Below are 26,084 nucleotides of genomic sequence, written 5' to 3'. Positions count from 1 at the left end.
GAATTAAATAAAAATTTACATTCGGAAAATAGAAGAAATGATGTTAGCTTTTATAATTGGAAGTTTTGGAAGAGGATTTGTATTAGTAGCAAATAGTAAGTTTAGCAAGGAAGGTAGAGGTAAGCATGGTTACAATTAAAACGAAAAATGAAATAGATTTGATGCACGAATCCGGGAAGTTACTTGCTTCATGTCATAGGGAAATTGCAAAAATGATGAAACCAGGTATTACGACAAAAGAAATTAATACGTTTGTTGAAGCATATTTAGAAAAGCATGGTGCAATATCTCAGCAGAAAGGATATAACGGGTATCCATATGCGATATGTGCATCTATAAACGATGAAATGTGCCATGGGTTTCCGGTGGATGTACCTTTAACTGAGGGCGATATTGTAACAATTGACACGGTAGTAAACTTAAATGGTGGTCTTTCAGATTCTGCTTGGACGTATAGAGTTGGAAATGTTTCTGATGAAGCAGAAAAGTTGTTGTTAGTAGCTGAGAATGCTTTGTATAAAGGGATTGATCAGGCGGTAATTGGTAATCATGTAGGAGACATTGGCTATGCAATTGAAAATTATGTAACAAATGAAGGTTTTTCTGTCGCAAGAGACTTTACGGGACATGGAATCGGTAAAGAGATTCATGAAGAACCAGCAATTTTTCATTTTGGGAAACAAGGACAAGGGCCTGAGCTGCAAGAAGGAATGGTAATTACAATTGAGCCAATTGTAAATGTAGGTATGCGATATTCGAAAGTAGATTTAAATGGATGGGCTGCAAGAACGATGGACGGGAAATTATCAGCGCAATATGAGCATACAATTGCGATTACAAAAGATGGGCCAATCGTTTTAACGGCGCTTTGAAATAATATGTAAGAGTTTACAAAACTCGAACGAAAATGATATTTTGATAAAATTTGTACGTGTTTTGTTAATAAATACTTTTCAAAGTATAAAAAGTGCGTTATAATCCATCTATAAAATAAATAGTTAGCTACACTCATATAATCGCGGGGATATGGCCTGCAAGTTTCTACCGAAGTACCGTAAATACTTTGACTATGAGTGAGGACGAATATATTTGCTTGTTTAGCATTCTTTTTTGCGAAACTCCAAAAGCGCGTCTCTCACTTGTAACGAGTGGTGGCGGCTTTTGGAGTTTTTTTATTGCATAAGAGGGGGAACAAACATGAAAGTATTACAAGAAAAGATTTTGAACGAAGGAAAGGTTTTATCTGGTGACGTATTAAAGGTAGATGCTTTTTTAAACCATCAAATTGACCCAGTACTTATGCAAGAAATCGGAAAAGAATTTGCTAAACGTTTTAAAGAAGAGAACATTACAAAGATCGTGACGATTGAATCTTCAGGCATTGCACCAGCTGTTATGGCTGCATTAGAGCTTGGTGTAAAAGTAATTTTTGCAAGAAAACGTAAATCGTTAACGTTACAAGATAATATGTACGTTGCAAACGTATATTCATTTACGAAACAAGAAACGAATGAAATTTCATTATCTCGAAATCATATTGATGAAAGTGATCGCGTTTTAATTATCGATGACTTTTTAGCAAACGGTCAGGCTGCTTTAGGGTTAATGAGTTTAGTAGAGCAAGCAGGAGCCAGTATTGCAGGAATTGGGATTGTTATTGAAAAAGCATTTCAAGATGGAGGAAAGAAGCTTCGTGAACAAGGAGTTCGTGTTGAATCACTAGCAGAAATTGCATCATTTGATAACGGCACAGTTACATTTGTACAGCAAGAAACTGCGGAGGTGAAATAAACGATGAAGCAGCATCCATTTAAAATTGCATCGCTTGGTATGCAGCATATGCTTGCAATGTATGCTGGAGCAATTATCGTTCCGCTTATTGTGGGCGGCGGACTTGGTTTAAATCAAAAAGAGTTAACATATTTAGTCTCAATTGATTTATTAATGTGCGGCGTTGCGACAATTTTACAAGCATTATCAAATCGCTTTTTTGGTATAGGACTTCCCGTTGTACTTGGTTGTACATTTACAGCGGTTGGACCGATGATTGCGATTGGAAAACAATACGGTGTGTCTTCAATTTATGGAGCAATTATTGCTGCTGGGTTATTTGTTGTTATTTTTGCGAAATTATTTGGAAAACTTGTAAAACTGTTTCCACCTGTTGTAACAGGATCTGTAGTTACAGTAATTGGAGTTACACTTGTTCCAGCTGCTATTAATGATATGGCTGGTGGAGTAGGAAGCAAAGATTTCGGAAGTCTTGAAAACTTAGCGTTAGCATTTGGAGTGTTATTATTCATCATCGTTATGTATCGTTTCTTTGATGGATTTATCCGTTCCATTTCTATTCTATTAGGTTTGTTGTTCGGTACTATCGTTGCAGCGTTTATGGGGAAAGTAAGTTTGCAAGCGGTTGGAGAGGCTGATTGGTTCCACGGTATTCAACCATTTTACTTTGGTACACCAACCTTTGAATTAACACCAATTATTACGATGATTCTTGTTGCTTGTGTAGGGATTGTAGAAGCAACGGGTGTATACTTTGCATTATCTGATATTTGCAATAAAAAAATCGGTGAAAAAGAATTAACAAAAGGCTATCGTGCAGAAGGATTAGCGATGGTGTTAGGTGGCATTTTCAACGCATTCCCATATACAACATACTCTCAAAACGTAGGACTTGTTCAATTAACTGGAGTAAGAAATCGCGTTATTATTTACACGTGTGGTGGTATGTTAATCGTTCTTGGTTTCATTCCTAAAATCGCAGCTATTACAACAATTATTCCGAAATCAGTACTGGGTGGTGCGATGTTAGCGATGTTCGGTATGGTTATGGCATATGGTATTAAAATGTTAAGTAGCGTTGATTTTGGTAAACAAGAAAACTTATTAATCGTTGCATGTTCTGTTGGAATTGGGCTTGGCGTAACAGTCGTTCCTACATTATTTTCACAACTTCCAGAAAGCATTCGTATTTTAACAGATAACGGAATTGTACTTGGAAGTGCGTCAGCAGTACTTTTAAATATCGTATTTAATATGGTGCCGCAGCGCAAAGTGAAAGTAGAAGAAGAGCCAGTATCTATGCAAAATGCAGTAAGAGAAGCGTAAAAAAGCAAGGTCTCGTTATGAGACCTTGCTTTTCTTTTTAAGTGGCATCATTTTCCCGTAAGTACCAAGACGCCAAATGTACTCAAGTGGCCCGTATTGGTAATATGAAAGCCACCAGCGGCTAATAAAGATTTGTAACGTGTAGAAACTAATGCAGAATATTGGTCCAACCCATAATGGAGAAGGATAATCATTTTTAAATAATAGCCCGAATACAAGCAATATAACAATTGTATGCGAGATGTAATTTGTTAATGCCATTCGTCCAACGTATTGGAATGGACGTAATACTGTTTGCCATTTTTCTTTTTGTAATAAACGCATTAACGTGACAATGTAGAAGATGAACAATGTCTTTCCGCTAAACATTGTAAAGACCTGCATATAAATTGGTTCATAAAATGGTTTTGATAAGAAGTAACGGACCATGAAGAACCACATTGGTAATGTTAAAATGAACATAATAATTTGCCATTTTTTAAGCTTTGGATCTAACTCTTTCGCGCGGCGGAAAATATCCTTTTTGCCGGCGTATAAACCAAGTAAAAACAGCCCAACTGTTTCTGGGAGCATGAATACGTTGAGTCCAATTCCATCAGCATAAAATGCATGGAAACGATTTTGGATTTGTGACACCCAGTCTTCAAGTGGCATGATAGGTAAGGAGAATCCTAATTCTGCCTTTGGAACGAATGCAATCATAATACCTACGATTAGCATGAAAAACTGAAAAATACTCAATAAAACGATAGCCCATATTAAAATAGTACGAGGTTCTCTCTTATAAAATAAAAATAAGAAAAATCCAGCAATCGCATAAGTATGTAAAATGTCTCCGTCCCATAAAAGAACGTAATGTAAGAAACCGAATAATAATAAAATAAGTAAGCGGCGAACAAATAAAATTTTCGGATGATCTGTTTTCGCTTCAGCACGACTCATAAAAATATAAAAACCTAATCCGAATAAAAACGAAAAAATTGTATAAAATTTCGTTTGAATAAACATATCGTAAAATAGGCGAATGTAGCTGTCTATCCCTTCGTAAATTCCTGAAAGATCACGTGAGTCAACCCCGGCGATAACAGGCCAATTCACAAGAAAAATACCTAGTACAGCTATTCCTCTAATAATATCAATGGAGTGTATCCTCTCGCCTTGTGTGAGATTTTGTGTCATTTTTTTCCTCCTTGTTAAGTAATTCCCTTTTATTATACAAAATGTAAGATGGAGGGGATAGGGGATATTTCCATTTTTTTAAACTGTTAAGTTATGTAGGATGAGATATAATAAGATTGCACAACAAGTTTTAACCTTCTTCAAAACAGGCGGTAAAGCTCCTTCTTATAAGGAGCTTTCTTTATGAAAAGTGTTGATAATGATTCTCTTTAATGATACACTGTATTCAAAAGTGATAATCATTATCAAAAAAGGTTGGTGCGTAAGTATGGTATATGCATTAGTAGCAGGTACAGTCGCTGTATATGCAGTTATTGCGAAGTATGTTTTAAATGGAGTAGGAACAGCAAAATGAGTGATATGACATAAAATCCCTTTCATTTGTAAAAAGAATGAAAGGGATTTTTTATTTTTAATGAGAATATGCTGAAAATTTAGTATGATAGTAAAGTGAAACTGTAATCATTGGGTAGGTGTAACTCTCACTGGTTATGAGCTCGCAAATAGCGGGGAAAAGTATATACATCTTGGATAAAGGGGAACAAGGGGATGACAAACATAGTACAGACAAACGGTATGAAAAAACTTGTTTGTTTTTATGAAGAGTGGCAAAAACACGGCGATGCAGAGAATAGTTTAAAGTTGTTTGAGGTAATTCAAAAATATAAACAAGAACAGCTTATGATAGCGTTCTGCGGTCACTTCTCTGCAGGGAAATCAACGATGATGAATCATCTATATAAAGCGCAGTTGTTACCGACAAGTCCAATTCCGACAAGCGCTAACGTTGTCAAAATTGAAAAAGGAATGGATCGTGTTGTTGTAACGGTTAAATCTGGAGAGCAGTACGAATATGACGGTGCATATTCAGCAGAAGAATTAAAACAAATTTGTAAAGACGGCGATGAAGTAATTGGTGTTCATATTTATCGAAACGACGCGCCAATTCCTGAAGGGGTTATGTTAGTTGATACACCAGGGATCGATTCAACAGATGATGCCCATCAATTAGCGACAGAATCGACACTTCATCTGGCAGATGTCATTTTTTATATGATGGATTATAATCACGTCCAATCGGAAGTGAATTTACAATTTGTTAAAGAATTGAAACAACGTAATAAAACGGTTTATCTCGTTGTAAATCAAATAGATAAACATAAAGAAAATGAATTATCGTTTGAGAATTATAAAGATAGTGTAAAACAATCATTCTCTAACTGGGATATTGAAGTAGATGGTGTTTATTATACGTCATTACGAATGATGAACCATCCACATAATGAAATTAGAAGCTTAGAAGCGTTAATTACTTCTATTATGAAGGAAAAAGAGCAGTGTGTAAGGACTGGAATGGAGCGAGAAACAGAATATTTAATGGGGGAACATTTCTCGTTTATTGTTTCTGAAAATGAAAAAGCTCTTTTGAAATATGAGGAAGAGTTAGCATCACCACTTTCTATTTCAGAGGTAGTTGAAAAGAAGGAAGAGCTAACGGAAGCGAAAAATCGTGAGGCAAGTAAAGAATCTCATGTGAGAAACGAATTTATAAAAGGTTTACAAGCTATATTAGATAATGCTTATTTAATGCCATTTGAAATGAGAGAATTGGCAAATGCATATTTAGAAACGAAATTAACAAAATTTAAGGTCGGTTTGCTATTTTCGAAAGGAAAGACGGAGCAAGAAAAACAAAGACGTGTAGAGGCGTTTTATTCTGCCCTTCAAAAAACTGTTGAAACGCAACTTGATTTTCATGTGAAGGAATTTATTGTAGCCTTCTTAAAAGAAGAAGGATTGTTCACGGAGGAAATTGGGAAAGACATATATGGGTTAGAAATTGCTTTCGGACCAGAAATGTTGGCCGAAGTAATTAAACAAGGTGCAGGTTTCACAGGTGATTACTTACTTCTTTATACAGCGGATGTAGCGAATGAACTGAAGAAACGTTATTTTATAAAAGCACAGCAAATTTTTGATAAAAGTGCGGTCGTTTTGAAGCAAAAGGTGAGGGAAGCAGTTGCTCGTATTGAAGAAGAGATTGAAACATATACGATGTTGCAAACGGCGAAAGAAACACAATTACAATACAGTAACAATTTGGAGGCATATGAAGACTATTTACGAAATGTTTGGCACGATCATGTTGCTACGCCTGAAGGGTTGCAAATAGATGAGATATTGCAAAGGGAGACACAAATTGTTAGTGAGAAATTTACACTACAAGAACAGGAAATCGTAAACGATAACGTAGCGGTTCATGAGGAAGAGCTAAAAGGAACGGCAGCTTTAAATATTCAACGTATATTAGAGAAAGTGAAAAAAGCCGAAACGATATTAGAGCCATTACCAGCGTTGAAACATGTACAGCAAGAGGTAATAGAGAAAAGAAGACGTGTGGAAACAAAACAATTTACAGTAGCGTTATTCGGGGCATTTAGTGCTGGGAAATCATCATTTGCCAATGCCTTACTCGGTGACAAAGTACTTCCTGTATCACCAAACCCGACGACGGCAACGATTAATCAAATTTTGCCGGTTACAGAGGAAAAATCACATGGAACAGTAATTGTTCAGTTTAAATCAAAGCAAGCGTTATTAGAAGATATGAAAGCTGTTTATAAGCTGTTTCATTATGAGATTGCTACGTTAGATGAAGCGTTAGCACAAATTGATAAAGTTATGAAATATCCTTCACCAACTGGGAAGCAAAAAACAACATTTAGCTTTTTACGAGCGGTACAAAAAGGGTATGATGCAGTTTCTACTTATTTAGGAGAACAAGTACAAGTTACATTAGAAGAGTTCTCTGATTATGTAGCGAATGAAGAGAAATCATGCTTCGTTGAGTATATGGAACTTTATTATGATTGTGCTTTAACAAGGCAGGGAGTAGCGCTTGTAGACACACCTGGAGCGGATTCTATTAATGCTCGCCATACGGATGTTGCATTCCAGTATATTAAAAACGCAGATGCTATTTTATTTGTTACATATTATAACCATGTATTCTCTCGTGCTGACCGTGAATTTTTAATTCAACTTGGTCGTGTAAAGGATACTTTTGCCCTTGATAAAATGTTCTTCTTAATTAATGCGGCGGATTTAGCAGAGTCTGAAGAAGAACTTGAAATGGTAAAAGGTTATATCGCAGATCAGCTACTGCAATACGGTATTAGAAATCCGCGTTTATTTGCAATTTCAAGTTTATGTGCGCTTGAAGAGAAACAAGGAAAGAATGTTGAAAAAGAGAAGTATGGTATTTTACAAAACTCTGGGATTACTAAGTTTGAGGAATCATTTACGTCCTTTATGATGAGAGATTTAATGCTTGTTTCTGTGCATGCTCTATACGGTGCTTTGCAAGGGGCAGATCAGCTTTTAGTAAACATGATAAAGGGTGCAAAGCAGGGGAATGAAGAGAAAGAGAAGCAAACGAAAAAATATGAAGCAGAGCGTGATCAACTACTTCATATCATTTCATCATATAGTGTACTTGCTGAAGAACAGGCGATGCAAAATGAAGTGAAAGAGTTGCTTTATTACGTGCAACAGCGCCTATTCCTACGCTATAACGATGTGTTTACTGAATTTATTAATCCGGCTTCACTTCGAACGGATGGAAATGTGAAAACACAATTGCAACAGTGTGTTATGGAATTAGTAGCATTTATTCAGCATGATTTATTGCAAGAAATGCGTGCGACATCATTACGCCTTGAAAAATGGATAGACGAAGCGATGAAGCGTGCAAAGGACGAAATTGTAGTGAACTGTAAAGTGGAAAATGAATCAATTTCTATGAATGGAACAGTGGAGTATGAATATAAAGATATTACACATAAAGAACCGTTCCCTTCAGTTGAAATAAAAGATTTCAAAAAAGCACTGGCACATTTTAAAAATGAGAAAAGCTTTTTTGAAAAGAATGACAAAGCTTTTATGCAAGAAGACGCTAAATCTGTATTAGAACCGCTCGTATCAAACTATGTAGCTGATGAAAAAGATTTATTTGTTCATCATTATAAGCAAGAGTGGGATATGAAGTGGAACTTATTCCAAAAAGTGATGCAGCAAGATGTGATGAACTATTATGAAAGTATATTGTTTGCATTGGCTGAAACGATCGATGTATCTCTATATGAACAAAGTAAAGAACAATTGCAAAAGCAGTTAGTAGAGATTGAAAAAGAAATTTATGTTATATAGTCGTTATGAGAAAAAGATTCGTTCAATTTTCTTTTGCAGTACAGTATCTAAAGATTTTACAAATCCAGCAAATTCATCGGTAGAAATCATATGAGTAAGAACGAGTCGTCTGCCATCTGGTGTTTCACCGCATAAGACGAATGAAGAAAATTCATATGTTTTGTTTTCAACTACTAATTTTGGATAGGAATACGTGTCGCTTTTCTTCTTCTTTCCATCAATAGAGATGACGTTGCATTTTTTCTCATTGTTGTCCATGGTGAATCCCTCCTTTCTATTACTTATGGTAGACAAGGAGGGTTTAGAACAATAGAGAAGGGGGAATTTTTTATGTCTGTTGTAATAGAACGTATTCCAAAAGAGGCTATACCGAAGTCTTTATTGCTACTTGCTGATCCAAGTGAACGGCAAATAGCTACATATGTACAAAGAGGATTAACATATGTAGCTAAGCAGGGGGGGAGCGTTATCGGTGTATATGTTCTTTTGGAAACAAGGCCAAAGACGATGGAAATCATGAATATTGCGGTTGCAGAGCATTTACAAGGAAAAGGGATTGGGAAGAAGCTATTAAGGCATGCTGTAGAAACTGCTAAAGGATATGGTATGTCAAAACTTGAAGTTGGTACAGGCAATTCTAGTGTTTCACAACTTGCTTTATATCAAAAATGTGGATTTCGTATTTTTTCTATTGATTTTGATTACTTTTCGAAGCATTATGAAGAAGAGATTATTGAAAATGGGATTGTATGTCGTGATATGATCCGGCTTGCAATGGAATTGAATAAAAACGTATAACTATTTAGGGGGAAGAGAAGATGGAAGTACATAAAGCAATTACAGCACATTCTCGTAAACAAAATGAAAGTGTAAAAGCATGTTTACAATTAGATGCACAGCGTGAAGCAGCTATTGAAGCTGCTGTATCTCTTGCGTCAAATGGGAAAGAATTTTCGGTTGATGTCATTAATGTTGTAACGAAGCAAATTAATGATCTTGCAAAAAATGGTGTTACACTAGAGCGTAAATATGTTACAGAAGAAATGGTTATGGAGTATGTAAGTCGTTTGAAAGAGAAAGAAGGTCGTTAAAGATGATAGTTACAGTCGAATGGTTACGTGAGCATATAGAAGATGAGAATGTCCGTATAATCGATTGTCGTTTTGATTTAGCGAATCCTAATTGGGGTAGAGAAGAGTATGAAGAAGGACATATTCCTCATGCTTTATATTTTGATTTGAATTTAGATTTATCAAGTCCTATAGCAGAACATGGTGGCCGCCATCCTTTACCAAATATTGAGGAGTTTGCAGACAAGCTTTCGGAGGCTGGTATTGATGAACATACGACAGTAATTGCGTATGATAGTCAAGCCGGTGCAAATGCTGCTCGTTTATGGTGGTTATGTAACTATGTAGGACATGAGAAAGTATATATATTAGATGGTGGTTTCCCGGCTTGGAAAGAGAATGGACTACCGACAACAACGGAAATTCCTGTTGTTATACGAAGAACATTCAAAACAAACATACAAGATCATATGCTTGTATCGATGGAAACAGTAAGAGAGAATATCCAGGCAGGTGCAGATGTTACATTAATTGATTCAAGAGAGCCAAAACGTTATGCTGGTGTAGAGGAACTTGTCGATCATAAAGCAGGTCATATTCCGACAGCAGCAAACTATTTTTGGAAAGATGGAATGTTGCAATCAGGACAATTTAAGAATGAAGCTGAGCAACAAGAACGATTCCAAAATCTGTCGAAAGATAAGGAAACCATTGTATATTGTGGTTCTGGTGTTACGGCATGTCCAAATATCATTGCGTTAAAATTGGCTGGATTCCAAAATGTTAAATTGTATGTAGGTAGCTGGAGTGATTGGATTTCTTATCCAGAAAATCAAATTGCAAAAGAAGAAGATTAATCACTTGCATGCAAAAATAATTTGTATTAAAATAAGGTCACAAGCAAGAGATTGCTCGAAAAAATTTGTATTTTACACATTAGAAACAATGTGATAATATAACGACAAGTAAATAATACATCCTGCGGTGTGCGTAACTTATTTATGTCTAAAACCGATGTTAGTTATACGGAAGCTCAATATTTAGCGACCATCATCAAGCCTTCCTTGTGGAGGAAGATGTACGGTAACTGTGAGGGCATCCACCTGCGAGTAGCGGGTTTTTGGACATTTACGAGGAGCGGCACGTGCGGGGGTCTTATTTCAACTAACCTTATATCTAATTCCTACGGTGTACGTAGCTTATGCATGTCTTAAACCAATAAGTTTAATATGGAAGTTCAATATTTAAATGTAGCTAACATGCCATCTTTTTAAGAAGGAAGTTACAAACATTTGTGAGAGCATCCACCTGTGAGAGCAGGTTTATGGACATCTAGAGAGAACGGCATATGTGGGGCTATATAAAAACCTTACGTTTTATACGTAAGGTTTTTTTGTTGTATAGATATATCAATATTATCTTGATTCACCTGTGAAGTTTCCGTAATAAATGTAGCACTTTCTGTCTTCATCAATCTCTCTAGAATCCAAGGAGAATTCCATAGACATGCCGTCTCGTTGAATATATATAATATCTGAATGAAGAGATGGTAAAATTTCTTCATATTTCCATACATCTTGACTATCTACTATGTTTGAACTCGTTTCACTTAGTTCTCTAATTTCAAATCCGATGTGGGAGTATGTAGGGTCTGAAGGGTCATTTGCGAAAACTTCTTTTTGAATATAAATAACTGCTGTTCCGTCTGGATCAACCGAAGTTGCAGTAACAACATAAGTATTTTTCTCTTTAATAAAATATTCACAAGTCATGCGTGCGATAATTTCAGAATTAGAAATATTGGCGTAGTTCCATAAAGCAGGATACCCTTTCGTTTCATCATTAAGTCGATATTCTAAGCGCATTTTATCCCTCTTCTTCCTTTTTCTTCTACTTTATCATGCTATCCTATATAATAGGAATAGAAATTAAAAAGGGGAGTGCGAAAGTGACAAAAACGAAATGGCTAGTAGGTGGTGTCGTAACGTCTTTAATGACTGGCACTTTATTTGGTTGCGCACAAGATCTTCCCCCAAAACCGAATGATAATAGTTGTTCTGATTGGGATTGGGATGATGAACTTGGGGTATGGCAGTGTGATGATAGTAGTTCAGGTTATCGTGGGCATTATTTCTATGGTGGGCGATACTATCAAAATAAATCCTCTTTTAAAAATTCATCGGCGTTTAAATCGTATCAATCGTCTGCTGAATTTAAAGGTGGAATTGGAAGCGGTTCAAAGGGAGGATTTGGGGGCTAAAATATGTCGCAATACATAAGGGATCGAAAAGAGTTTTATTTGAAATATCCAAATTTTTGGTCGGATTTATATGAATGTGAGTATAGTTTGTTTCATGTTTTTTCTATAACAAATCAGACTTTGGAACAATTACGATTGGCGACTGAACGAATGGGAAAAATATTTTTTAAGACTGCTAGACTTTTGCGTAATTTAAGTGACGAACAGCTTCTTGAGCTTGGTTTTCCTCCTGTGAGCTTATCTTTCATTAGAATGAAAGGGCTTTATCCTGAATCTGTAATTTCGCGATTTGATTTTGCTGTAACAGAGGATAACCAAATCAAAATGCTTGAGTTTAATAGTGATACACCAACTTTTATTGTGGAATGTTTTCAAATGAATGGGAAAGTATGTGAAAATCTAGGTTATGATGATCCAAACTCGGATCAAGAACGATTACTATCTTCTGGTGTTACGAAAGCTGTAATGGAAGCGACAAAGGGATTAGACAATCCAAATGTTGTTTTTACAGCACATCATGAACATATTGAGGATTGGAATACGACTATGTATTTGAGTCAGTTATGCCATGTTGAAAATAAAGTAGTGCCAATGTCAGAACTTAGAATTACAAAAGATGCTCTAATCGATAAAGATGGGGCGAAGATTGACGTTTTATATCGCCAAACATATCCGATAGAAGATTTAATTGAGGATCAAGATTCTGAAACAGGAGATTTGGTAGGTGTGGAACTGCTGCAACTTGTAAAAGCCGGAAAGCTTTTTATAATAAATCCTTTGTCAGCATTTTTACTTCAGCCAAAATCAATTCAGTGTCTTATTTGGGGGTTAGCAGAAGAAGAGGCCTTTTATACAAACGAGGAACAACAGTGGATTAAAGAATATATGTTACCTACATATTTAGAACCAGATTTATTTTTAGGAAAAGGTTCTTTCGTTCAAAAACCTTCATTTGGTAGAGAAGGAGATACAATTACGATTCGCGATAAGGATGAAAATATTATGCTTCAAAATGCACATCAAACATATAAAACGTCACTGCCAATATTTCAAAAGTATACAGAACTTCCAGTCGTATTCTTGGAAACAGAAAAAGGGATGGAGAAACTGTCGTATGTGTTTGGTTCTTTTTTAATTGCTGGAAAAGCGAGTAGTATCGGTATTCGCGCGGGAGAAAAGATTACAGGAAATGAATCGTACTATTTACCGGTAGGTATAAAAAGGAGGAGGAAAAATGATTAATTTTTTATTATATTTAGCAGTAACACTCGGACTTTTATGTATTGGTCTGTTCTTGATGGAAGTGACAACGAAAGTTAAGGAATTTAAGTTAATGGCTCAAGGGAATAAGGCGGTAAGCTATGTGCTTGGAGGACGATTACTTGGGTTAGCTATTGTTTTATATTCGACAGCAGCTAATTCAATTTCACTTCTTGATATGATTTCGTGGGGGGCAATTGGGATTTTGGCTCAAATTATTGTCTTTTATTTAGCTGAGTGGCTTACACCACGCTTTAATATAAACAAAAGTCTCGAAGAAGATAATCAAGCAGTCGGTCTTTTTCTTATGTTTTTATCGCTTTCAATTGGGATTGTAATTGCTGGTTGTATAACTTATTAAAAACTTTACGTTTAAACGTAAAGTTTTTTATTTTATCCCGCTATTTACAGGACAGCCCGATTGGTGAGGGCTAATAAACAGTGGGGATAAACACCCCCCCACTGATTAAAGTTTCACTTTATATATGTTAGTTTGCCATACCTTTTGAAAAAATTGTAGGCTACGGTTGACATCTATTTTAAATAAGAGTAACATTTTCAATGTAATGAAAATAAGTCTCTGTTAGGTGAGGCTCCTGTATAGAGAAATGCTACTGCCCAAAAATGTCGAGAGACGCCAATGGGTCAACAGGAATGATCGAATTAAGGTTTTTCTTAACGTAGCTGGTAATGTACCTATGCTATACAGTGCTAAAACTCGGTGAGGGAGAGGTCCGTAGATTTCTAATCATATTAGAAATCGTTTATTTGTGTATGTAATGGCCGCTACTCTCTTAAGGGTAGGGGTCTTTTTTGTTACCAAGCTATGAGTAATTTCATAGTATAAACTATAAAATTAAACGAGGAGGTGAGGAGCATGTCAAATTCTGACTCGGTTCCGTTACCCATATACTTCAAATCAAAAATATATGATGTAGGCAGGAAACGATTTGTTCCTCCCTCTATATTTATCACGATGTAGCGTTTATAAAGCGCGAGACACTTTCACAGTAAAGTGGATAAATTGAGAAACAAAGCGTTTCTTCCTATGTTGTAAAGGAGGAGACGATAATATGTTATATGCAAACAAAACTGTGGGTAACACGTCATATAAACTAAGTAAAAAATCAATAAAAGAACAAACAATGCTCCAAAAAAATAAAGATTTATTAATTGAAATTGCAACAAGAGATGTCAAATCTGTATTTGCATATTTTAAAACAACAAGAGACGGACTATCAATGAAAGAGGCACAAAAACGTATTCAAGTATATGGCCGAAATGAACTAACTTCCAAAAGAGCACTTCTTACAGAAGTCATGATGAAGCTTGGTGGCATGATTCCAGGTTTTTCAAAACAACGTGTGTGTGATGAATTACAACGTGAAACGATTACTGTATCTAGAGTAGAATGTTCTAGTAGTACAGGGCTAAATAGTGAACTGAAAATGATGGAGATACCAGTGCGAGAACTTGTACCTGGAGATATGATTTTTCTTTCGGCTGGAGATGCTGTGCCAGCTGATGTACGTATTATTTATGCAGATGACTTATTAGTGAATGAGTCTGTGTTAACGGGAAACGAAGCGAATATAGAGAAGTTTGAGAGCTGCTATCACCTTGAACGTAAACGATTTATTCCATTAAAACGGATGAAAGATTATAATCCACTTGAGCTTGAAAATGTATGTTTTAAAGGTTCGTATATCGTTAGTGGAAATGCAAAAGCTGTCGTTGTTTCTACTGGGAAAAATACGTATTCAGGCATATTGCATACTTGTTGTAGTAGAACGTCTTAATGTGTTAATGATGCTAAATATACAAAAACAATGTATAATAGACAAAGTTGAGCAAAAACGTAGAATGGTAATCTATTTATATAACCTTACGTGATAACGTAAGGTTATTATTTTTTTAATAGGAGAGGAATTATGAAAAAAGTATTATTAGTTGATGGTATGGCACTATTATTTCGTGCTTTTTACGCAACAAGTGTCTACGGACAATTTATGAAACGACAAGATGGAACCCCTACCAACGGAATTCATGGTTATATGAAACACTTATTAACAGCTACGCAAGCGATCGAACCAACACATATCGTTACATGCTGGGATATGGGAAGTACGACATTTAGAACAGAATCGTTCTCGAATTATAAAGCAAATCGTGCAGCGCCACCAGAAGAATTAATTCCTCAATTCGATTTAGTGCAAGAAATGACTGCGAAATTATCCATTCCAGTTATCGGTATGAAAGGCTACGAAGCGGATGATTGTATCGGTACGCTTGCAAAACAATACTGCAATGAAGCTGAAGTTTATATTTTAACAGGTGATACAGATTTACTTCAACTTGTTGATAAGAACGTTACAGTTATGCTTCTGCGTAAAGGAATTGGAAATTACGAATATTACACACCGGAGAAAATCATGGAAGAAAAAGGTGTAGAGCCGTGGCAAATCGTCCATGCAAAAGCTTTCATGGGAGATACAAGTGATAATTATCCAGGTGTAAAAGGTATCGGTGAAAAAACAGCGTATAAGCTTATTCAAGAGCACGGAACAGTATCCGCTGTACTAGAAAATGTAGAATCATTAACAAAAGCGCAGCGTACGAAGATTGAAAGTGATTTAGAGAACTTAAATATTTCGTTACAATTAGCCCAAATTCACTGTGAAGTTCCAATTTCATGTTCACTAGAAGAAGGATTACACACAATGGATGCAGAAAAAATTAGATTTGTTTGTGAAGAAATGAATTGGGGAAGACCTGAAATATTAATAAATATGCTATAAATAGCTTGGAAAGAGGGATGTTGCATAAGTCGAACTTTGACTTGGTAACACCTTCTTTTTGTTTTTGTAAACAGTATTATAGTAAATAAAATTATGTCGAACTCAATTTTAAATATATAAATGTTTCGACAAAATATAATGAAGTAAATTAATTTCAATATAGTTTTAGATAGTCTCTTTTTGCGTGTTCACAAAGTTGTCAGAAAATAAATAGAATTTTCATATGAAGTTCAAATAGAATTCACAACAATCAATTATTATAAGAACACACAGATAATTCTTTATCTTTTATATAAACCATCCCCCAAGGAGGACAATGAAAATGAGAAAAAAAGTGAGAAAATCTTTTAAACAATTATTAATTGAAAATAAACAATCACTATTAAATAATAAAGAAAATATGAAAGAAATTGAAGAGAGAATTGAGAAACGACATGTAGCATATAGTGGTGCCAGTAATTAAATAAAATAAAAAAGATAGCCTATGTAGGCTATCTTTTTTATTTTATATTGAAAAAACGCTATTCGGCTCTTTAATTTTGTAAATATGCAAGATATTTTTATAGTGTTTTTCTATCAATATTACTCATTTTTCGAGGTTGAAATTGGTATATACCAATTTTTAGGATTCGCTATTCATAATATTACAAAAAATGTTACAATACACTCAAATTTATACTATAAAATCATTTTAATATGAAAAATTGGAATGAAAAGAAAGGAGAGGAATATGAATAAAGATGTCGCTTTGAAATGATTATTATCATTTCATTAGGAGTTGATGTAAAAAGATGAAGAGATACGAGGAATTGGATTCTATAAGAGGGATTTCTTCATTAATAGTAATGATCGGTCATCATTTAATGATTTTTTTAGCATTTCAAAATTACAGTTATGGAGATAATAAACCATTTGTTGTGTACCTATTAAAAGAAACGCCTGCTCGTCTTATTTTTAGTAGTGGTAACGAATCTGTTATTATCTTTTTTGTTTTGAGCGGATTTGTTTTGTACGAATCTATTCAAAAAAACTATAGTAGTTATGGGGCATACCTTTTAAAACGTATATGCAGAATATATATTCCCTATATTGTAGCACTAATTATAGCTATTATATGCCAGGCTACAATTAGTGAATATGGTATTTCTTATTTAAGTGAATGGTTTAATCGCTCATGGACGATTGAAAGCTCTTCAAGCTTAATAGCGCAACATATTTTATTGGTTGGGAAATACAATACAGATGCATATAACGGTGTGATTTGGTCACTTGTCCATGAAATGCGAATATCAATAATTTTTCCGTTAATTTTGATGATTTGTTTACGAAAAACGTTGAGGTGTTCATTACTATTATTGTTTAGTTTAAGTATATGTTCTGTTGTAATATTATTTTTGTTTCGTTCGGGCTTAACATTGACAAGCTATGCATTAACAGTGCATTACACGGTGCTGTTTTTACTAGGAGCACTAGTTGCGAAGTATAAAAACAATTTAATAGTTTTTTATAGTAATTGTACTAAAAACACGAAAATTGCATGGTTTTTATTTGCGATTTTACTTTTTATGTATGAAGGACTTATTGGAGAAATTAAAGTGCTCAATAATTTTATATTTCGAGACTACGTAGTGGCGATAAGTGCAAGTCTATTTGTCATATTAAGTTTGTCAATATCAACTTTGTCGTCCTTGCTACGTAATAAATACTTGTTATATTTGGGGAAGATTTCTTACAGTCTTTATTTATACCATATTATATCGTTGTTCTCCCTTATATACATGCTCCATGAAATATTACCATTGCCTATTATTTTAATTTTTTCACTTGTTTTTTCGTTTATACTTGCAATACTTTCGTATGTATATGTAGAAAAGTTTGCATTCAGAGTCGGAAACTATGTAACAAAACAAGTGGACAGAAAGAAGAGAGAGTTATCTGTAAAGAGTGACTTGCAGGATGTTATTCAGAAAAGGGCGGTGAAATAATTGAAGCAAGAAATGAGTATAAAAGATTTTCAACAATTATTGAAAAGAAGATTCGTAACGATTATTTTAACGATGTGTTGTTTAACCGCTTCTTTAGTTCTTATCTCAATGTATGTTCTAAAGCCGTCATATCAATATTCAACGCAAATTCTTGTTGGGAATTTAGATGAGTTTAATAAGGAAAATTCAACAAATAAAACACAAGAAAATAAGCAACTAGTAACATCGTATGTTGATATTTTAAAAAGCCCATTAATTATTTCAACAGTCAAAAAAACTTTGAAATTAGAGCAATCAAGTCATGAATTAGCACAAAAAATCTCGGTTGTGAATACGGATAACTCACAAATTGTAACTGTTACAGTAAAAGATTCCAATCCGAAAGTCGTGAAAGACATTGTAAAGACATTGGCAGAGCAATCACAACAAAGTTTTCAACAGTACACAAATGTACAAGGTGTGAAAGTGTTGACGGATCCTGAGTTACAGGAACAGGCTGAAAAATTGTTTCCAAAATTTCAACTAATCATTCCTATTTCTTTAATTGTTAGTTTTTTTGTTGGGGTAGGTTTAGCTGTATTTCGAGATTATTTTGATGAACGTATATACACGGAACAAGATTTAGAGAAAATAACAACAGTCTCTGTTATTGGTCACATAAATATGAAACCGAATAGAAAAAAGAAACCTACAGAGGTTGATAAACAATCATCTATATATCGAGGTGAACATGTTGATGTTTAGGACAAAGAAACAGCTGCCATTCGATCTGCATGATGATCTGATGAAAGAACAGTTTTATACGGTGTATCACGAGCTAAAAAAATCTGGAAAACAACTGTTCACAGTTAGTTCAACGAAGGACAGAGGGGTTGTTGCCTCGCTTATAGTAAATATGGGTCTAGTGTTTGCGGAAATGAAGAAAAAGGTGTTACTTATTGATGTGAATTTTTCTGATCCTAAATTACATGTATTATTACAAAGTGATCACATGATAACAGTAAACGATATAATAAGCTCTTCCCCCTGCAATTATGAATCTTTTTCTAGTAATTTGTCTAAATACTTATATTGTATTCCTGCAAAAAAAACAGTACACACAGGGACCCCCTTAGTTGCTATGGATGAATTTGATAATGCGATTGCTAAGTGGAAAGAAGATTTTGATTACATTTTCTTTTATTCTTCTGAAGTATTTGATCTTCCTGCTACGCACATTATTGCAGGGAAATGCGATGGAGTGGTCTTAGCAGTTAAAAAGCGAAAAGATTCACTACGTACAGTGCAAAAAGTAATAGCGGATATAAAGAGGAAAGAATGTGAATTAATAGGTATAATTTTATATTCTTGAATGTGGGGGTAACGATCCATGATTCGTGAAACAAATCAAGCCAAGTTGTATACGATTCCGGCTCAAGAAAAGCCTAGTATATTGAATCGAAGTGTAAAACGCTTGTTTGATATTATATTTTCAATCATATTGTTACTATTAACAATACCAATTATGTTGTTCTTTTGTATTATGATTACTTTAGAAACATCAGGTGCTCCATTTTACTTTCAAGAACGTTTAGGTATAAACGGGAAGAAGTTTAATGTATTTAAATTAAGGTCGATGGTAAAGGATGCTGAAATGAACGGACCACAATGGGCAAAAGAACATGATCAAAGAATTACAAAAGTTGGATTGTTTATAAGAAAAACGAGAATTGATGAATTACCGCAACTTTTAAATATTTTAAGAGGAGATATGTCTTTTGTAGGCCCTAGACCAGAGAGAGAGTTTTTTTATAATGAGTTTGATGCGTATATTCCAGAGTTTAAGGAACGTTTAATAGTAAAACCAGGATTAACAGGATGGGCACAAATAAATGGAGGGTATAATCTTGATCCAAAGGAAAAGTTGAGGCTGGATATGGAGTATATTGAAATGAAAACATTTCGGATGGACATCCGTATTTTATGTAAAACCGTTTTAATTGTATTGAATGGTAATGGTGCAAGATAAATATATATGTAAACAAACAACATATGTAAGTAGGTTACTTGCAAAGGAGAACTGGTATGGGTAGATCTATTCTAAACAATATTATCCATCTATTTTATAGTACGATTTTAGCTAACCTTCTTCAGGCCGTCAGTTTAATTGTTTTAGCAAACTTTTTTAACACACAACATTATGGGATGTTTAGTGTTGCCATAGCAGTGACGTTTGTTATGTTATTTTTTACAGACTTAGGACTTAGTAATACGTTTCTTCGAGAAGGGGCAAAGGATGGAGCAGATTTAGAGCAGATTTTATCATCGTATATAAAAATAAGGATGATTCTACTTATTTTTATTTCTATCATCGGTTATATTGCTATTCATTATATGTATGCGGATAAAAATTTAATTTATATGATGATAAACGTAATGTTTTTCATGTTAATAGGATTAACTTGGCAAAACATAGGGGTTGCCTATTTTCAACTGACGGAACGAATGAAGTATATAGCGCTCATAAAAGTTGTATCAGCATCAGTTGTCATTATAATTACATGTTTTTGTATTTTCGGAGAGTTACCGGTGTATGTAACAGCTCGCTTATATGCTTTTGGGTATATGATCGGTGGTGTATTCAGTATATATATCATGAGAAGAAAGACAAAAATGAATATGAAAGTCGTAATTCATAAAGCGTTATTTTGGCAATTAACTCCCTTTATTATTAGCGGTTTTTTAATAATGAGTACGCCACAATTAGCGCCTATCTTGCTTAACTATACATTGCCATTAAGTATGGTAGGTGTTTTTGCAGTGGCGTACCGGATGCCGGCAGCTTTATATCAAGTACCAGGGGTAATTGCAGGTGCATTTTTTCCAGTGCTCTTTAAGCATTATAACCAGAATAATTTAGAAGCGCATACGAAATTAAATTTGCTTCAAATTAAATCAATGGCGATTGTAGGAATATGTATGACGATTGGTTTATATCATTTAGCACCATACTTTATTTCTATATTTTTTCATGAAGAATGGAGCAATGCAGTAGAACCACTCCAAATATTATCATTTCTTATTGTGCTACAAAGTTTAAATATTGCCATTGCTGACGGTTTAACGACGAGTGGATGCCAAAATAAGAGAACTGTTGTGCAGTGTGTAGCATTGGTGATAGGTGGGGTTATGCTTTATAGCTTTAGTAGTCTTGGTGGAGTGATAGGAGCGGCATACGCTATGGTTTTATTTGAAATTGTCGCTTTAGTGGGATATATAGCGGTAAGTGTAGTGAAGAAAAAAATTGTATTCCAAATTGTAATGCCGTATACAATTTATTTTGGTGTAACCTTTATTGGAGTGCAATATATATTGCATACATATCATTTAATTGCGCTTGTTCTTAATATACTAATTGTAGTAGCTGCCATATTCCTATATGATTATGAGCTAAAAAAACTTCTTCTTTCTTTTATAAGAAAAATACGCAAAAAGGATTATATTACGAAACAGGGGATATAGCCTATGGAAAATAGTATGAAAGTATCGATGGGATGGATTATTCTTCTAATATTATTTGTTATGTTAAGTAAATACAATTTATATATTGGATTTTCATTGAAAATATATATGATTTTTTTAGTCATATATTTTTGTTTAACAATTAAAAACTTTCATATTCAAAAGTTATATTTTCATGAAGTTATATTTTTACTGTTTTATTTCATTTATTGTTTAAGTGGAATTCTTTCTATGTATTTAAATGCTAGTATTCGTATGATTTTTGGCGTGCTACTCGTTTTAGGATGCTATTTTATAATGAGGAATTTATTGGGGAATACTGAAATAGTGGTACTTGAATCATCTATTGCTTATGTAGGAGTAGTATTTAATATTGTAAGTCTAATACTCTATATAATCGGTTTACAATACTTTAGTTTATACGGTGGAGAAGAGAGAGAAATTTTTGCTGGTTTATTAGTTGATAGAGGATATCCACGGTTAATTGGATTGCTAGATGATCCTAACATTTTTATTTTCTATAATACAATATTTTTTATGTACTATATGACTAATTTACAAAATATCACTAACATCCTAGGGTTAATTTTATGTGTTACGACGAGTCTATTAACCTTTTCAAGGGGTGGTATATTAGCGCTTGTGCTTGTCGTTTTTGTATATATATGTATGTCTAGTTTCGCTAAAAAAATAAAAATAATTATGAGTTTAGTATTGTTTAGTGTAGTTATTTTTAGTTTATCGAATAGTGTAATGGGGGGGCAATTAGATGACATATTAAATAAACGAATCTCTGATTTTTTCCATGATAATGGAAGTGGTAGATTTACATTATGGGAAGCTGCTTTTAAATATTATTTATCCAATCCATATATCGGAATCGGTGCTTTTAACTTTTCGAATTATTATGAGTATCAATTTAATGAAAAATTGTATGTACACAATACATTTTTAGAAATTTTGTCTGAATCGGGTACAATTGGTTTTCTTCTATATAGCGCGTTTTTATTCATATTAATATTCAAGCTAGCGCAGCATACTTTGTTTCGTGAAAAACCATACCTTCTATTGACTATGATTGCATTTTTATTTCAGATGATGTCATTGTCACTCATTATTAACGAAGCGTTCTTTTTATTTTTAGCAGTTGTTGTGAAGTATATTTCAATATATGAAGGAAGGGGAAAGATAGATGGTAAAATGTCTATCAGCACATAACGAGCCGCCTTACGTTTCTGTAATAACACCTTCTTATAATAGTATACGATTTATAGGTGAGACAATTTTATCTGTACAGAATCAATCGTATGAAAACTGGGAAATGATTATCGTTGATGACGGTTCAACCGACCAATCTGCGGAAAAAATTAAAGAGATAATAGAAGGAGACTCACGAATTAGATTATTATCATTAAAAGAAAATGTTGGTGCTGCTAAAGCTCGGAATTTAGCGATCCAAGAGGCAAGAGGAAGGTATATTGCCTTTTTAGATAGTGATGATATATGGTTGCCGCATAAATTGAAGACACAATTGTTATTTATGGAAGAAATGAATATTGCTTTTTCATATGCGTCGTATAGTTTAATTGATGAAAATGGTAATGAACTAAATTGCGAAGTGAGTGTACCAAAATCTGTTGACTATCATTATTTAGTAGGAAATACAATTATCGGGTGTTTAACAGTGATGATTGATCGTGAAAAAATTCCGTATGTAGAAATGCCTAGTATACAGCCGGAAGATACAGCGTTATGGCTGAACTTATTACATAAAGGGTATGAAGCAAAAGGGATACAGCAAGTGTTAGCAAAATATAGAATTGTTACAAATTCTGTTTCTAGAAATAAAATTAGAGCAGCTTTCCGGTATTGGAAATTGTTAAGGGAACAAGAAAGACTGAATTCGGTACAAATTTTTTACTATTTCAGCAAGTATGCTTATCATGCTTATAAAAAAAATAAAATCAATGTAGTTGGGAAGACGCAATTATGAATATACTGTTGATGACAGATAAATTGATAACTGGCGGAGCCGAGAGCTATTTCTGTAAATTGGAAAGTAATTTGCGTTATGAGGATTTTAAGATTTATACAGCTGCAGGTGATGGAGAACTATATGAATCTCTTACTAGAAAAGAAAATTTCATCTTACTTAGTCGATGGAATCATTTGAGGAATATTTATTATTTACGAAACGAAATTTGTAAACGAAAGATAGAACTTATTCATGCAAATAGTTTGCGAATGGTATTATATGCTTTGCTACTTCAAAAGTTTATTAAAAAAAAGATGAAAATTGTTTATACGAAACATAATGTAACGATATTAGAAAAGAAAATGCCAACGCTTTTTCGTTATTTCATGAATAAATATGTAAACAATATTATTACAGTAAGTGAGTTTGAAAAGAATAATTTAATTTCAATTCATGTAGCAGAAGAAAAAATAAATACAATTTATAACGGTGTCGATATTGAAAAGTTTTTATTCCAGCAGAAAAAGAAAGAATCTACATATAAAATAGGGATATTAGCTAGATTATCCAAAGAGAAAAACCATCTACTATTTGTCAAAATTGCAAATGTGTTGAAAAAGAGAAATGATTTTATGTTTTATATTGCTGGTGATGGACCAGAGAAAGAACCGATTATGAAAGAAATAGAAAAATATGGATTGCAACAGAGTGTAAAGATGCTAGGAAATATTTCTGAGCCGCATGAGTTTATAGGGAATATGGATGCCTTACTTTTATTATCTTTTCGTGAAGTGTTTCCAATGGTAGTAATTGAAGCAATGGCTACAGGGACACCAATAGTTTCAATAGATGTTGGTGGAATACATGAAGCAGTAATAGATGGAGAATCAGGTGTTTTGATATCTGAATATTGCGAATATGAATTCGCAAGTGCGCTTGAGGAACTACAAGGGAATGAAGAAAAGGTAATTGCTATTAGACTAAAAGCACGAGAGAAAGCAATGATGTATTTCTCGTTAACTAAAATGATAGAGGAAACGAAAAATATATATGAATTAAACAAATGACCGGGTAGGTCGTTTGTTTTTTTTATTATAGAAACTTTTAAGAGACAACTCACATATTATATGAAAAAGGTAATATGAGGAGTGAATTTATTTTGTCACAATATATTTCTTCCCAAGAAGATTGTGTGCCAGAAAGTAGCGTTCACATTAATTGTTTTGGCGCAGTTCCAAACTCGGGAAATGATAGCTCATTAGCAATTCAGCAAGCTATTGATTATTGTGTAGCGAATCGAATTTCGACGGTTAGAATTACCGGGGTAAATACGTACAAAATTGTAAAGCCGATTGTTATTAAATCAAACGTAAGATTAGAGTTAGATCCTACCGTAACGCTGCAAATTGATGGAGATTTTAATGCATTTGAGCTACAAAGTAACGCTTCGATAGTTGGTGGTACTCTTCAAGTTATAAATCCATTGTTTCAATCTGTTGTTATTTATGTTTCTGGTTCACAACAAATCGAAGTACCTAATCAATCTGTTATATCAAATATAAATATAGTAAATGCAACCCCATCGTATAAAGGAAAAGCTATACATTTTTATTGTCAAAAGGCATGGGATTTTATTAGTTTCTTTCAAGTTAAATTTATTCAAATTAAAAACTTTCAAACTGCAATACATTTGAAGACAGAATATATAAATGATATCAATACACCTTGTTGGATTAACGCCAATGTATTTCAATCTATATTTATTGATGGATGTGTGTATGGGATTGAAGTAGATGGAAATAGTGATTTACCAAATGAAAGTTCAGGAAATACGTTTCATGATATTCAAGTACAATGTAGACAACAAACGAAAAAAGTAATTCGTTGCTCAGGTGCGTATAATACATTTGATTGTATGATCTGGGATACGTACCGGATGAGTAGTGAACAAATTGTCATTGAATTTTCTTCTAATTCTCATCGTAACTACCTTTTTTCAAATCTGCTTTCGACAACTATTGTAGATAAAGGGCAATATAATGTTTGTAAGTCTACCTATGAAGAATCTCTTCGAATTCAGTTACCGATTACGTTAAATAAACCTCACTTAATAGGCAATCAAGATGATATATTAGTAAATGCTCAGCAAAAGTATATTGTTAAGCAAGTAAGTGGGAAAGTACCGTACGGTGGAAATCTAGCAAATTGCTTTAATTTAATAGATGAACAAAGTGTAAACTATATTGACGTTCCAGATAGTAATCCAGTTGTTATTGAACTGGATTTTACGAAAAAACCAATACAAATGTTAAATTGTTTCGGAATGTATTTTGGATGGGGAGAGAGTCCAAAAAAAATTAAAATTGAATATGCATTAAGCGCAACTGGAAATTGGGTTATCGCATCGGATGTTCCATTAAATGTAGGCGATACAATTATATCGAATATGAAGGCGAATCAACTATATAAAGTAAGAATTACATTAAGTGGTTATTCTCAAGATCATAAGCGTTTTCGAATTAATCGTATCTTTGCAAGATCTTCTCTGGAAAACGGGAATGCTTGGTTAGCGACAACTGGTGGCAGAATGTTTGGAGATATTGAAATAGAGGCAAGTAAAGGTATAATCATGAAGACTGCTAGTGGAGCGAAATGGAAAGTTACTATTAATGAAGCTGGTCAACTTATTACGACTAAAATAACTTGAGAGGGTGTTTAAGTGTATATTCT

The 26,084-nt window shown here is 33.9% G+C and carries 26 protein-coding genes, 2 other RNA genes and 2 riboswitches; of the genes, 25 read left to right on the top strand and 3 right to left on the bottom strand.

Annotated elements, in window-relative coordinates:
* Positions 1 to 125 precede the first annotated feature (125 nt).
* From F3I02_RS06325 to pbuX, 3 genes are all read left to right on the top strand, one after another.
* The gene (locus F3I02_RS06325; protein ID WP_000256351.1) at positions 126 to 872 is read left to right on the top strand and encodes a type I methionyl aminopeptidase; all 747 of its coding nucleotides are present in this window, start codon (positions 126 to 128) and stop codon (positions 870 to 872) included.
* Positions 873 to 988: 116 nt separating this feature from the next.
* Positions 989 to 1,090: riboswitch (purine riboswitch) on the top strand.
* Positions 1,091 to 1,197: 107 nt separating this feature from the next.
* Positions 1,198 to 1,791, top strand: coding sequence for a xanthine phosphoribosyltransferase (locus tag F3I02_RS06320; RefSeq protein WP_000866486.1), 594 nt, complete (start codon positions 1,198 to 1,200; stop codon positions 1,789 to 1,791).
* Between the two features lie 3 nt (positions 1,792 to 1,794).
* Complete coding sequence (gene pbuX / locus F3I02_RS06315) at positions 1,795 to 3,117, top strand: xanthine permease PbuX (protein ID WP_000809234.1); 1,323 nt, start codon at positions 1,795 to 1,797, stop codon at positions 3,115 to 3,117.
* 15 nt (positions 3,118 to 3,132) lie between these two features.
* On the opposite strand, the gene F3I02_RS06310 is transcribed toward pbuX, so the two are convergent.
* The gene (locus F3I02_RS06310) at positions 3,133 to 4,296 is read right to left on the bottom strand and encodes a DUF418 domain-containing protein (protein ID WP_131249674.1); all 1,164 of its coding nucleotides are present in this window, start codon (positions 4,294 to 4,296) and stop codon (positions 3,133 to 3,135) included.
* Positions 4,297 to 4,495: 199 nt separating this feature from the next.
* Here F3I02_RS06310 and F3I02_RS06305 point away from each other — a divergent pair, with 199 nt between their 5' ends.
* A complete protein-coding gene (locus tag F3I02_RS06305; RefSeq protein WP_176399948.1) occupies positions 4,496 to 4,651 on the top strand; it encodes a hypothetical protein in 156 nt (51 codons plus the stop codon).
* A 194-nt stretch (positions 4,652 to 4,845) separates the two neighbouring features.
* Positions 4,846 to 8,505 (top strand): dynamin family protein, encoded by a 3,660-nt coding sequence (locus F3I02_RS06300; RefSeq protein WP_196477756.1) that lies wholly within the window; start codon positions 4,846 to 4,848, stop codon positions 8,503 to 8,505.
* Between the two features lie 3 nt (positions 8,506 to 8,508).
* Here F3I02_RS06300 and F3I02_RS06295 read toward each other — a convergent pair whose 3' ends face one another.
* Complete coding sequence (locus tag F3I02_RS06295; RefSeq protein ID WP_000369740.1) at positions 8,509 to 8,763, bottom strand: DUF3931 domain-containing protein; 255 nt, start codon at positions 8,761 to 8,763, stop codon at positions 8,509 to 8,511.
* Between the two features lie 72 nt (positions 8,764 to 8,835).
* On the opposite strand from F3I02_RS06295, the gene F3I02_RS06290 reads away from it, so the two are divergent.
* The 5 genes from F3I02_RS06290 to ssrS (F3I02_RS06270) all read left to right on the top strand — a co-directional run bounded on the left by F3I02_RS06290 (position 8,836) and on the right by ssrS (F3I02_RS06270) (position 10,936).
* A complete protein-coding gene (locus F3I02_RS06290) occupies positions 8,836 to 9,303 on the top strand; it encodes a GNAT family N-acetyltransferase (protein ID WP_000117689.1) in 468 nt (155 codons plus the stop codon).
* A gap of 20 nt (positions 9,304 to 9,323) precedes the next feature.
* Positions 9,324 to 9,596 carry a YpbS family protein gene (locus tag F3I02_RS06285; RefSeq protein WP_000451815.1) on the top strand — a complete coding sequence of 91 codons (273 nt, stop codon included), beginning with the start codon at positions 9,324 to 9,326 and terminating at the stop codon, positions 9,594 to 9,596.
* Positions 9,597 to 9,598: 2 nt separating this feature from the next.
* Positions 9,599 to 10,432: a sulfurtransferase gene (locus F3I02_RS06280; RefSeq protein ID WP_000637536.1), complete on the top strand. Its 834-nt coding sequence runs from the start codon at positions 9,599 to 9,601 to the stop codon at positions 10,430 to 10,432.
* A 116-nt stretch (positions 10,433 to 10,548) separates the two neighbouring features.
* Positions 10,549 to 10,731: non-coding RNA, 6S RNA (gene ssrS / locus F3I02_RS06275), on the top strand.
* Positions 10,732 to 10,752: 21 nt separating this feature from the next.
* Positions 10,753 to 10,936: non-coding RNA, 6S RNA (gene ssrS, locus F3I02_RS06270), on the top strand.
* 54 nt (positions 10,937 to 10,990) lie between these two features.
* Here ssrS (F3I02_RS06270) and F3I02_RS06265 read toward each other — a convergent pair.
* On the bottom strand, positions 10,991 to 11,440 hold the full coding sequence (locus tag F3I02_RS06265) for a hypothetical protein (protein WP_001235518.1): 450 nt from the start codon (positions 11,438 to 11,440) through the stop codon (positions 10,991 to 10,993).
* 83 nt (positions 11,441 to 11,523) lie between these two features.
* Between F3I02_RS06265 and F3I02_RS06260 the strand changes: the two genes are divergently transcribed.
* From F3I02_RS06260 to F3I02_RS06190, 15 genes are all read left to right on the top strand, one after another.
* On the top strand, positions 11,524 to 11,835 hold the full coding sequence (locus F3I02_RS06260) for a hypothetical protein (RefSeq protein ID WP_000169028.1): 312 nt from the start codon (positions 11,524 to 11,526) through the stop codon (positions 11,833 to 11,835).
* Positions 11,836 to 11,838: 3 nt separating this feature from the next.
* Entirely contained in the window at positions 11,839 to 13,077 is a 1,239-nt protein-coding gene (locus tag F3I02_RS06255) for a glutathionylspermidine synthase family protein (protein ID WP_000084946.1), read from the top strand.
* Complete coding sequence (locus F3I02_RS06250; protein WP_000606856.1) at positions 13,070 to 13,456, top strand: DUF350 domain-containing protein; 387 nt, start codon at positions 13,070 to 13,072, stop codon at positions 13,454 to 13,456. Before F3I02_RS06255 ends, F3I02_RS06250 begins: the two co-directional genes overlap by 8 nt.
* Before the next feature lie 211 nt (positions 13,457 to 13,667).
* Positions 13,668 to 13,833: riboswitch (M-box (ykoK) riboswitch) on the top strand.
* 335 nt (positions 13,834 to 14,168) lie between these two features.
* Positions 14,169 to 14,894, top strand: a complete 726-nt coding sequence (locus F3I02_RS06245) for a P-type ATPase actuator domain-containing protein (RefSeq protein WP_000964954.1) — start codon at positions 14,169 to 14,171, stop codon at positions 14,892 to 14,894.
* A gap of 132 nt (positions 14,895 to 15,026) precedes the next feature.
* Positions 15,027 to 15,893 carry a 5'-3' exonuclease gene (locus F3I02_RS06240; protein ID WP_000757070.1) on the top strand — a complete coding sequence of 289 codons (867 nt, stop codon included), beginning with the start codon at positions 15,027 to 15,029 and terminating at the stop codon, positions 15,891 to 15,893.
* A 322-nt stretch (positions 15,894 to 16,215) separates the two neighbouring features.
* On the top strand, positions 16,216 to 16,356 hold the full coding sequence (locus tag F3I02_RS06235) for an FbpB family small basic protein (protein WP_001228048.1): 141 nt from the start codon (positions 16,216 to 16,218) through the stop codon (positions 16,354 to 16,356).
* 328 nt (positions 16,357 to 16,684) lie between these two features.
* On the top strand, positions 16,685 to 17,878 hold the full coding sequence (locus tag F3I02_RS06230) for an acyltransferase family protein (RefSeq protein WP_000833038.1): 1,194 nt from the start codon (positions 16,685 to 16,687) through the stop codon (positions 17,876 to 17,878).
* Positions 17,879 to 18,622 carry a YveK family protein gene (locus tag F3I02_RS06225; RefSeq protein WP_000807051.1) on the top strand — a complete coding sequence of 248 codons (744 nt, stop codon included), beginning with the start codon at positions 17,879 to 17,881 and terminating at the stop codon, positions 18,620 to 18,622.
* On the top strand, positions 18,609 to 19,229 hold the full coding sequence (locus tag F3I02_RS06220; protein WP_002163913.1) for a CpsD/CapB family tyrosine-protein kinase: 621 nt from the start codon (positions 18,609 to 18,611) through the stop codon (positions 19,227 to 19,229). The genes F3I02_RS06225 and F3I02_RS06220 overlap by 14 nt, the downstream gene beginning before the upstream one ends.
* An 18-nt stretch (positions 19,230 to 19,247) precedes the next feature.
* Positions 19,248 to 19,886: a sugar transferase gene (locus F3I02_RS06215; protein ID WP_000617641.1), complete on the top strand. Its 639-nt coding sequence runs from the start codon at positions 19,248 to 19,250 to the stop codon at positions 19,884 to 19,886.
* 56 nt (positions 19,887 to 19,942) lie between these two features.
* Positions 19,943 to 21,379, top strand: coding sequence for an oligosaccharide flippase family protein (locus F3I02_RS06210; RefSeq protein WP_000533737.1), 1,437 nt, complete (start codon positions 19,943 to 19,945; stop codon positions 21,377 to 21,379).
* Between the two features lie 3 nt (positions 21,380 to 21,382).
* A complete protein-coding gene (locus F3I02_RS06205) occupies positions 21,383 to 22,597 on the top strand; it encodes an O-antigen ligase family protein (protein WP_061883948.1) in 1,215 nt (404 codons plus the stop codon).
* Complete coding sequence (locus F3I02_RS06200; protein WP_000237678.1) at positions 22,572 to 23,372, top strand: glycosyltransferase family 2 protein; 801 nt, start codon at positions 22,572 to 22,574, stop codon at positions 23,370 to 23,372. Before F3I02_RS06205 ends, F3I02_RS06200 begins: the two co-directional genes overlap by 26 nt.
* Positions 23,369 to 24,421 (top strand): glycosyltransferase family 4 protein, encoded by a 1,053-nt coding sequence (locus F3I02_RS06195; protein ID WP_001023712.1) that lies wholly within the window; start codon positions 23,369 to 23,371, stop codon positions 24,419 to 24,421. The genes F3I02_RS06200 and F3I02_RS06195 overlap by 4 nt, the downstream gene beginning before the upstream one ends.
* A 92-nt stretch (positions 24,422 to 24,513) precedes the next feature.
* The gene (locus F3I02_RS06190; protein ID WP_000084977.1) at positions 24,514 to 26,061 is read left to right on the top strand and encodes a glycoside hydrolase family protein; all 1,548 of its coding nucleotides are present in this window, start codon (positions 24,514 to 24,516) and stop codon (positions 26,059 to 26,061) included.
* The last annotated feature ends 23 nt before the right edge of the window (positions 26,062 to 26,084 follow it).

This window comes from Bacillus sp. SRB3LM (assembly GCF_015712745.1).
Lineage (GTDB): Bacteria > Bacillota > Bacilli > Bacillales > Bacillaceae_G > Bacillus_A > Bacillus_A thuringiensis_K.
The sequence above is the reverse complement of the archived record's forward strand: the minus strand, read 5'-3'. Positions and strand labels throughout refer to the sequence as shown.

Coding starts and splice junctions, on each gene's coding strand:
- F3I02_RS06280 (WP_000637536.1), top strand. CDS start 9,599: ATGATAGTTACAGTCGAATGGTTACGTGAGCATATAGAAGATGAGAAT.
- F3I02_RS06240 (WP_000757070.1), top strand. CDS start 15,027: ATGAAAAAAGTATTATTAGTTGATGGTATGGCACTATTATTTCGTGCT.
- F3I02_RS06205 (WP_061883948.1), top strand. CDS start 21,383: ATGGAAAATAGTATGAAAGTATCGATGGGATGGATTATTCTTCTAATA.
- F3I02_RS06200 (WP_000237678.1), top strand. CDS start 22,572: ATGGTAAAATGTCTATCAGCACATAACGAGCCGCCTTACGTTTCTGTA.
- F3I02_RS06195 (WP_001023712.1), top strand. CDS start 23,369: ATGAATATACTGTTGATGACAGATAAATTGATAACTGGCGGAGCCGAG.
- F3I02_RS06235 (WP_001228048.1), top strand. CDS start 16,216: ATGAGAAAAAAAGTGAGAAAATCTTTTAAACAATTATTAATTGAAAAT.
- F3I02_RS06320 (WP_000866486.1), top strand. CDS start 1,198: ATGAAAGTATTACAAGAAAAGATTTTGAACGAAGGAAAGGTTTTATCT.
- F3I02_RS06290 (WP_000117689.1), top strand. CDS start 8,836: ATGTCTGTTGTAATAGAACGTATTCCAAAAGAGGCTATACCGAAGTCT.
- F3I02_RS06310 (WP_131249674.1), bottom strand. CDS start 4,296: ATGACACAAAATCTCACACAAGGCGAGAGGATACACTCCATTGATATT.
- F3I02_RS06230 (WP_000833038.1), top strand. CDS start 16,685: ATGAAGAGATACGAGGAATTGGATTCTATAAGAGGGATTTCTTCATTA.
- F3I02_RS06305 (WP_176399948.1), top strand. CDS start 4,496: ATGATTCTCTTTAATGATACACTGTATTCAAAAGTGATAATCATTATC.
- pbuX (WP_000809234.1), top strand. CDS start 1,795: ATGAAGCAGCATCCATTTAAAATTGCATCGCTTGGTATGCAGCATATG.
- F3I02_RS06215 (WP_000617641.1), top strand. CDS start 19,248: ATGATTCGTGAAACAAATCAAGCCAAGTTGTATACGATTCCGGCTCAA.
- F3I02_RS06295 (WP_000369740.1), bottom strand. CDS start 8,763: ATGGACAACAATGAGAAAAAATGCAACGTCATCTCTATTGATGGAAAG.
- F3I02_RS06300 (WP_196477756.1), top strand. CDS start 4,846: ATGACAAACATAGTACAGACAAACGGTATGAAAAAACTTGTTTGTTTT.
- F3I02_RS06220 (WP_002163913.1), top strand. CDS start 18,609: ATGTTGATGTTTAGGACAAAGAAACAGCTGCCATTCGATCTGCATGAT.
- F3I02_RS06285 (WP_000451815.1), top strand. CDS start 9,324: ATGGAAGTACATAAAGCAATTACAGCACATTCTCGTAAACAAAATGAA.
- F3I02_RS06255 (WP_000084946.1), top strand. CDS start 11,839: ATGTCGCAATACATAAGGGATCGAAAAGAGTTTTATTTGAAATATCCA.
- F3I02_RS06245 (WP_000964954.1), top strand. CDS start 14,169: ATGTTATATGCAAACAAAACTGTGGGTAACACGTCATATAAACTAAGT.
- F3I02_RS06210 (WP_000533737.1), top strand. CDS start 19,943: ATGGGTAGATCTATTCTAAACAATATTATCCATCTATTTTATAGTACG.
- F3I02_RS06265 (WP_001235518.1), bottom strand. CDS start 11,440: ATGCGCTTAGAATATCGACTTAATGATGAAACGAAAGGGTATCCTGCT.
- F3I02_RS06325 (WP_000256351.1), top strand. CDS start 126: ATGGTTACAATTAAAACGAAAAATGAAATAGATTTGATGCACGAATCC.
- F3I02_RS06250 (WP_000606856.1), top strand. CDS start 13,070: ATGATTAATTTTTTATTATATTTAGCAGTAACACTCGGACTTTTATGT.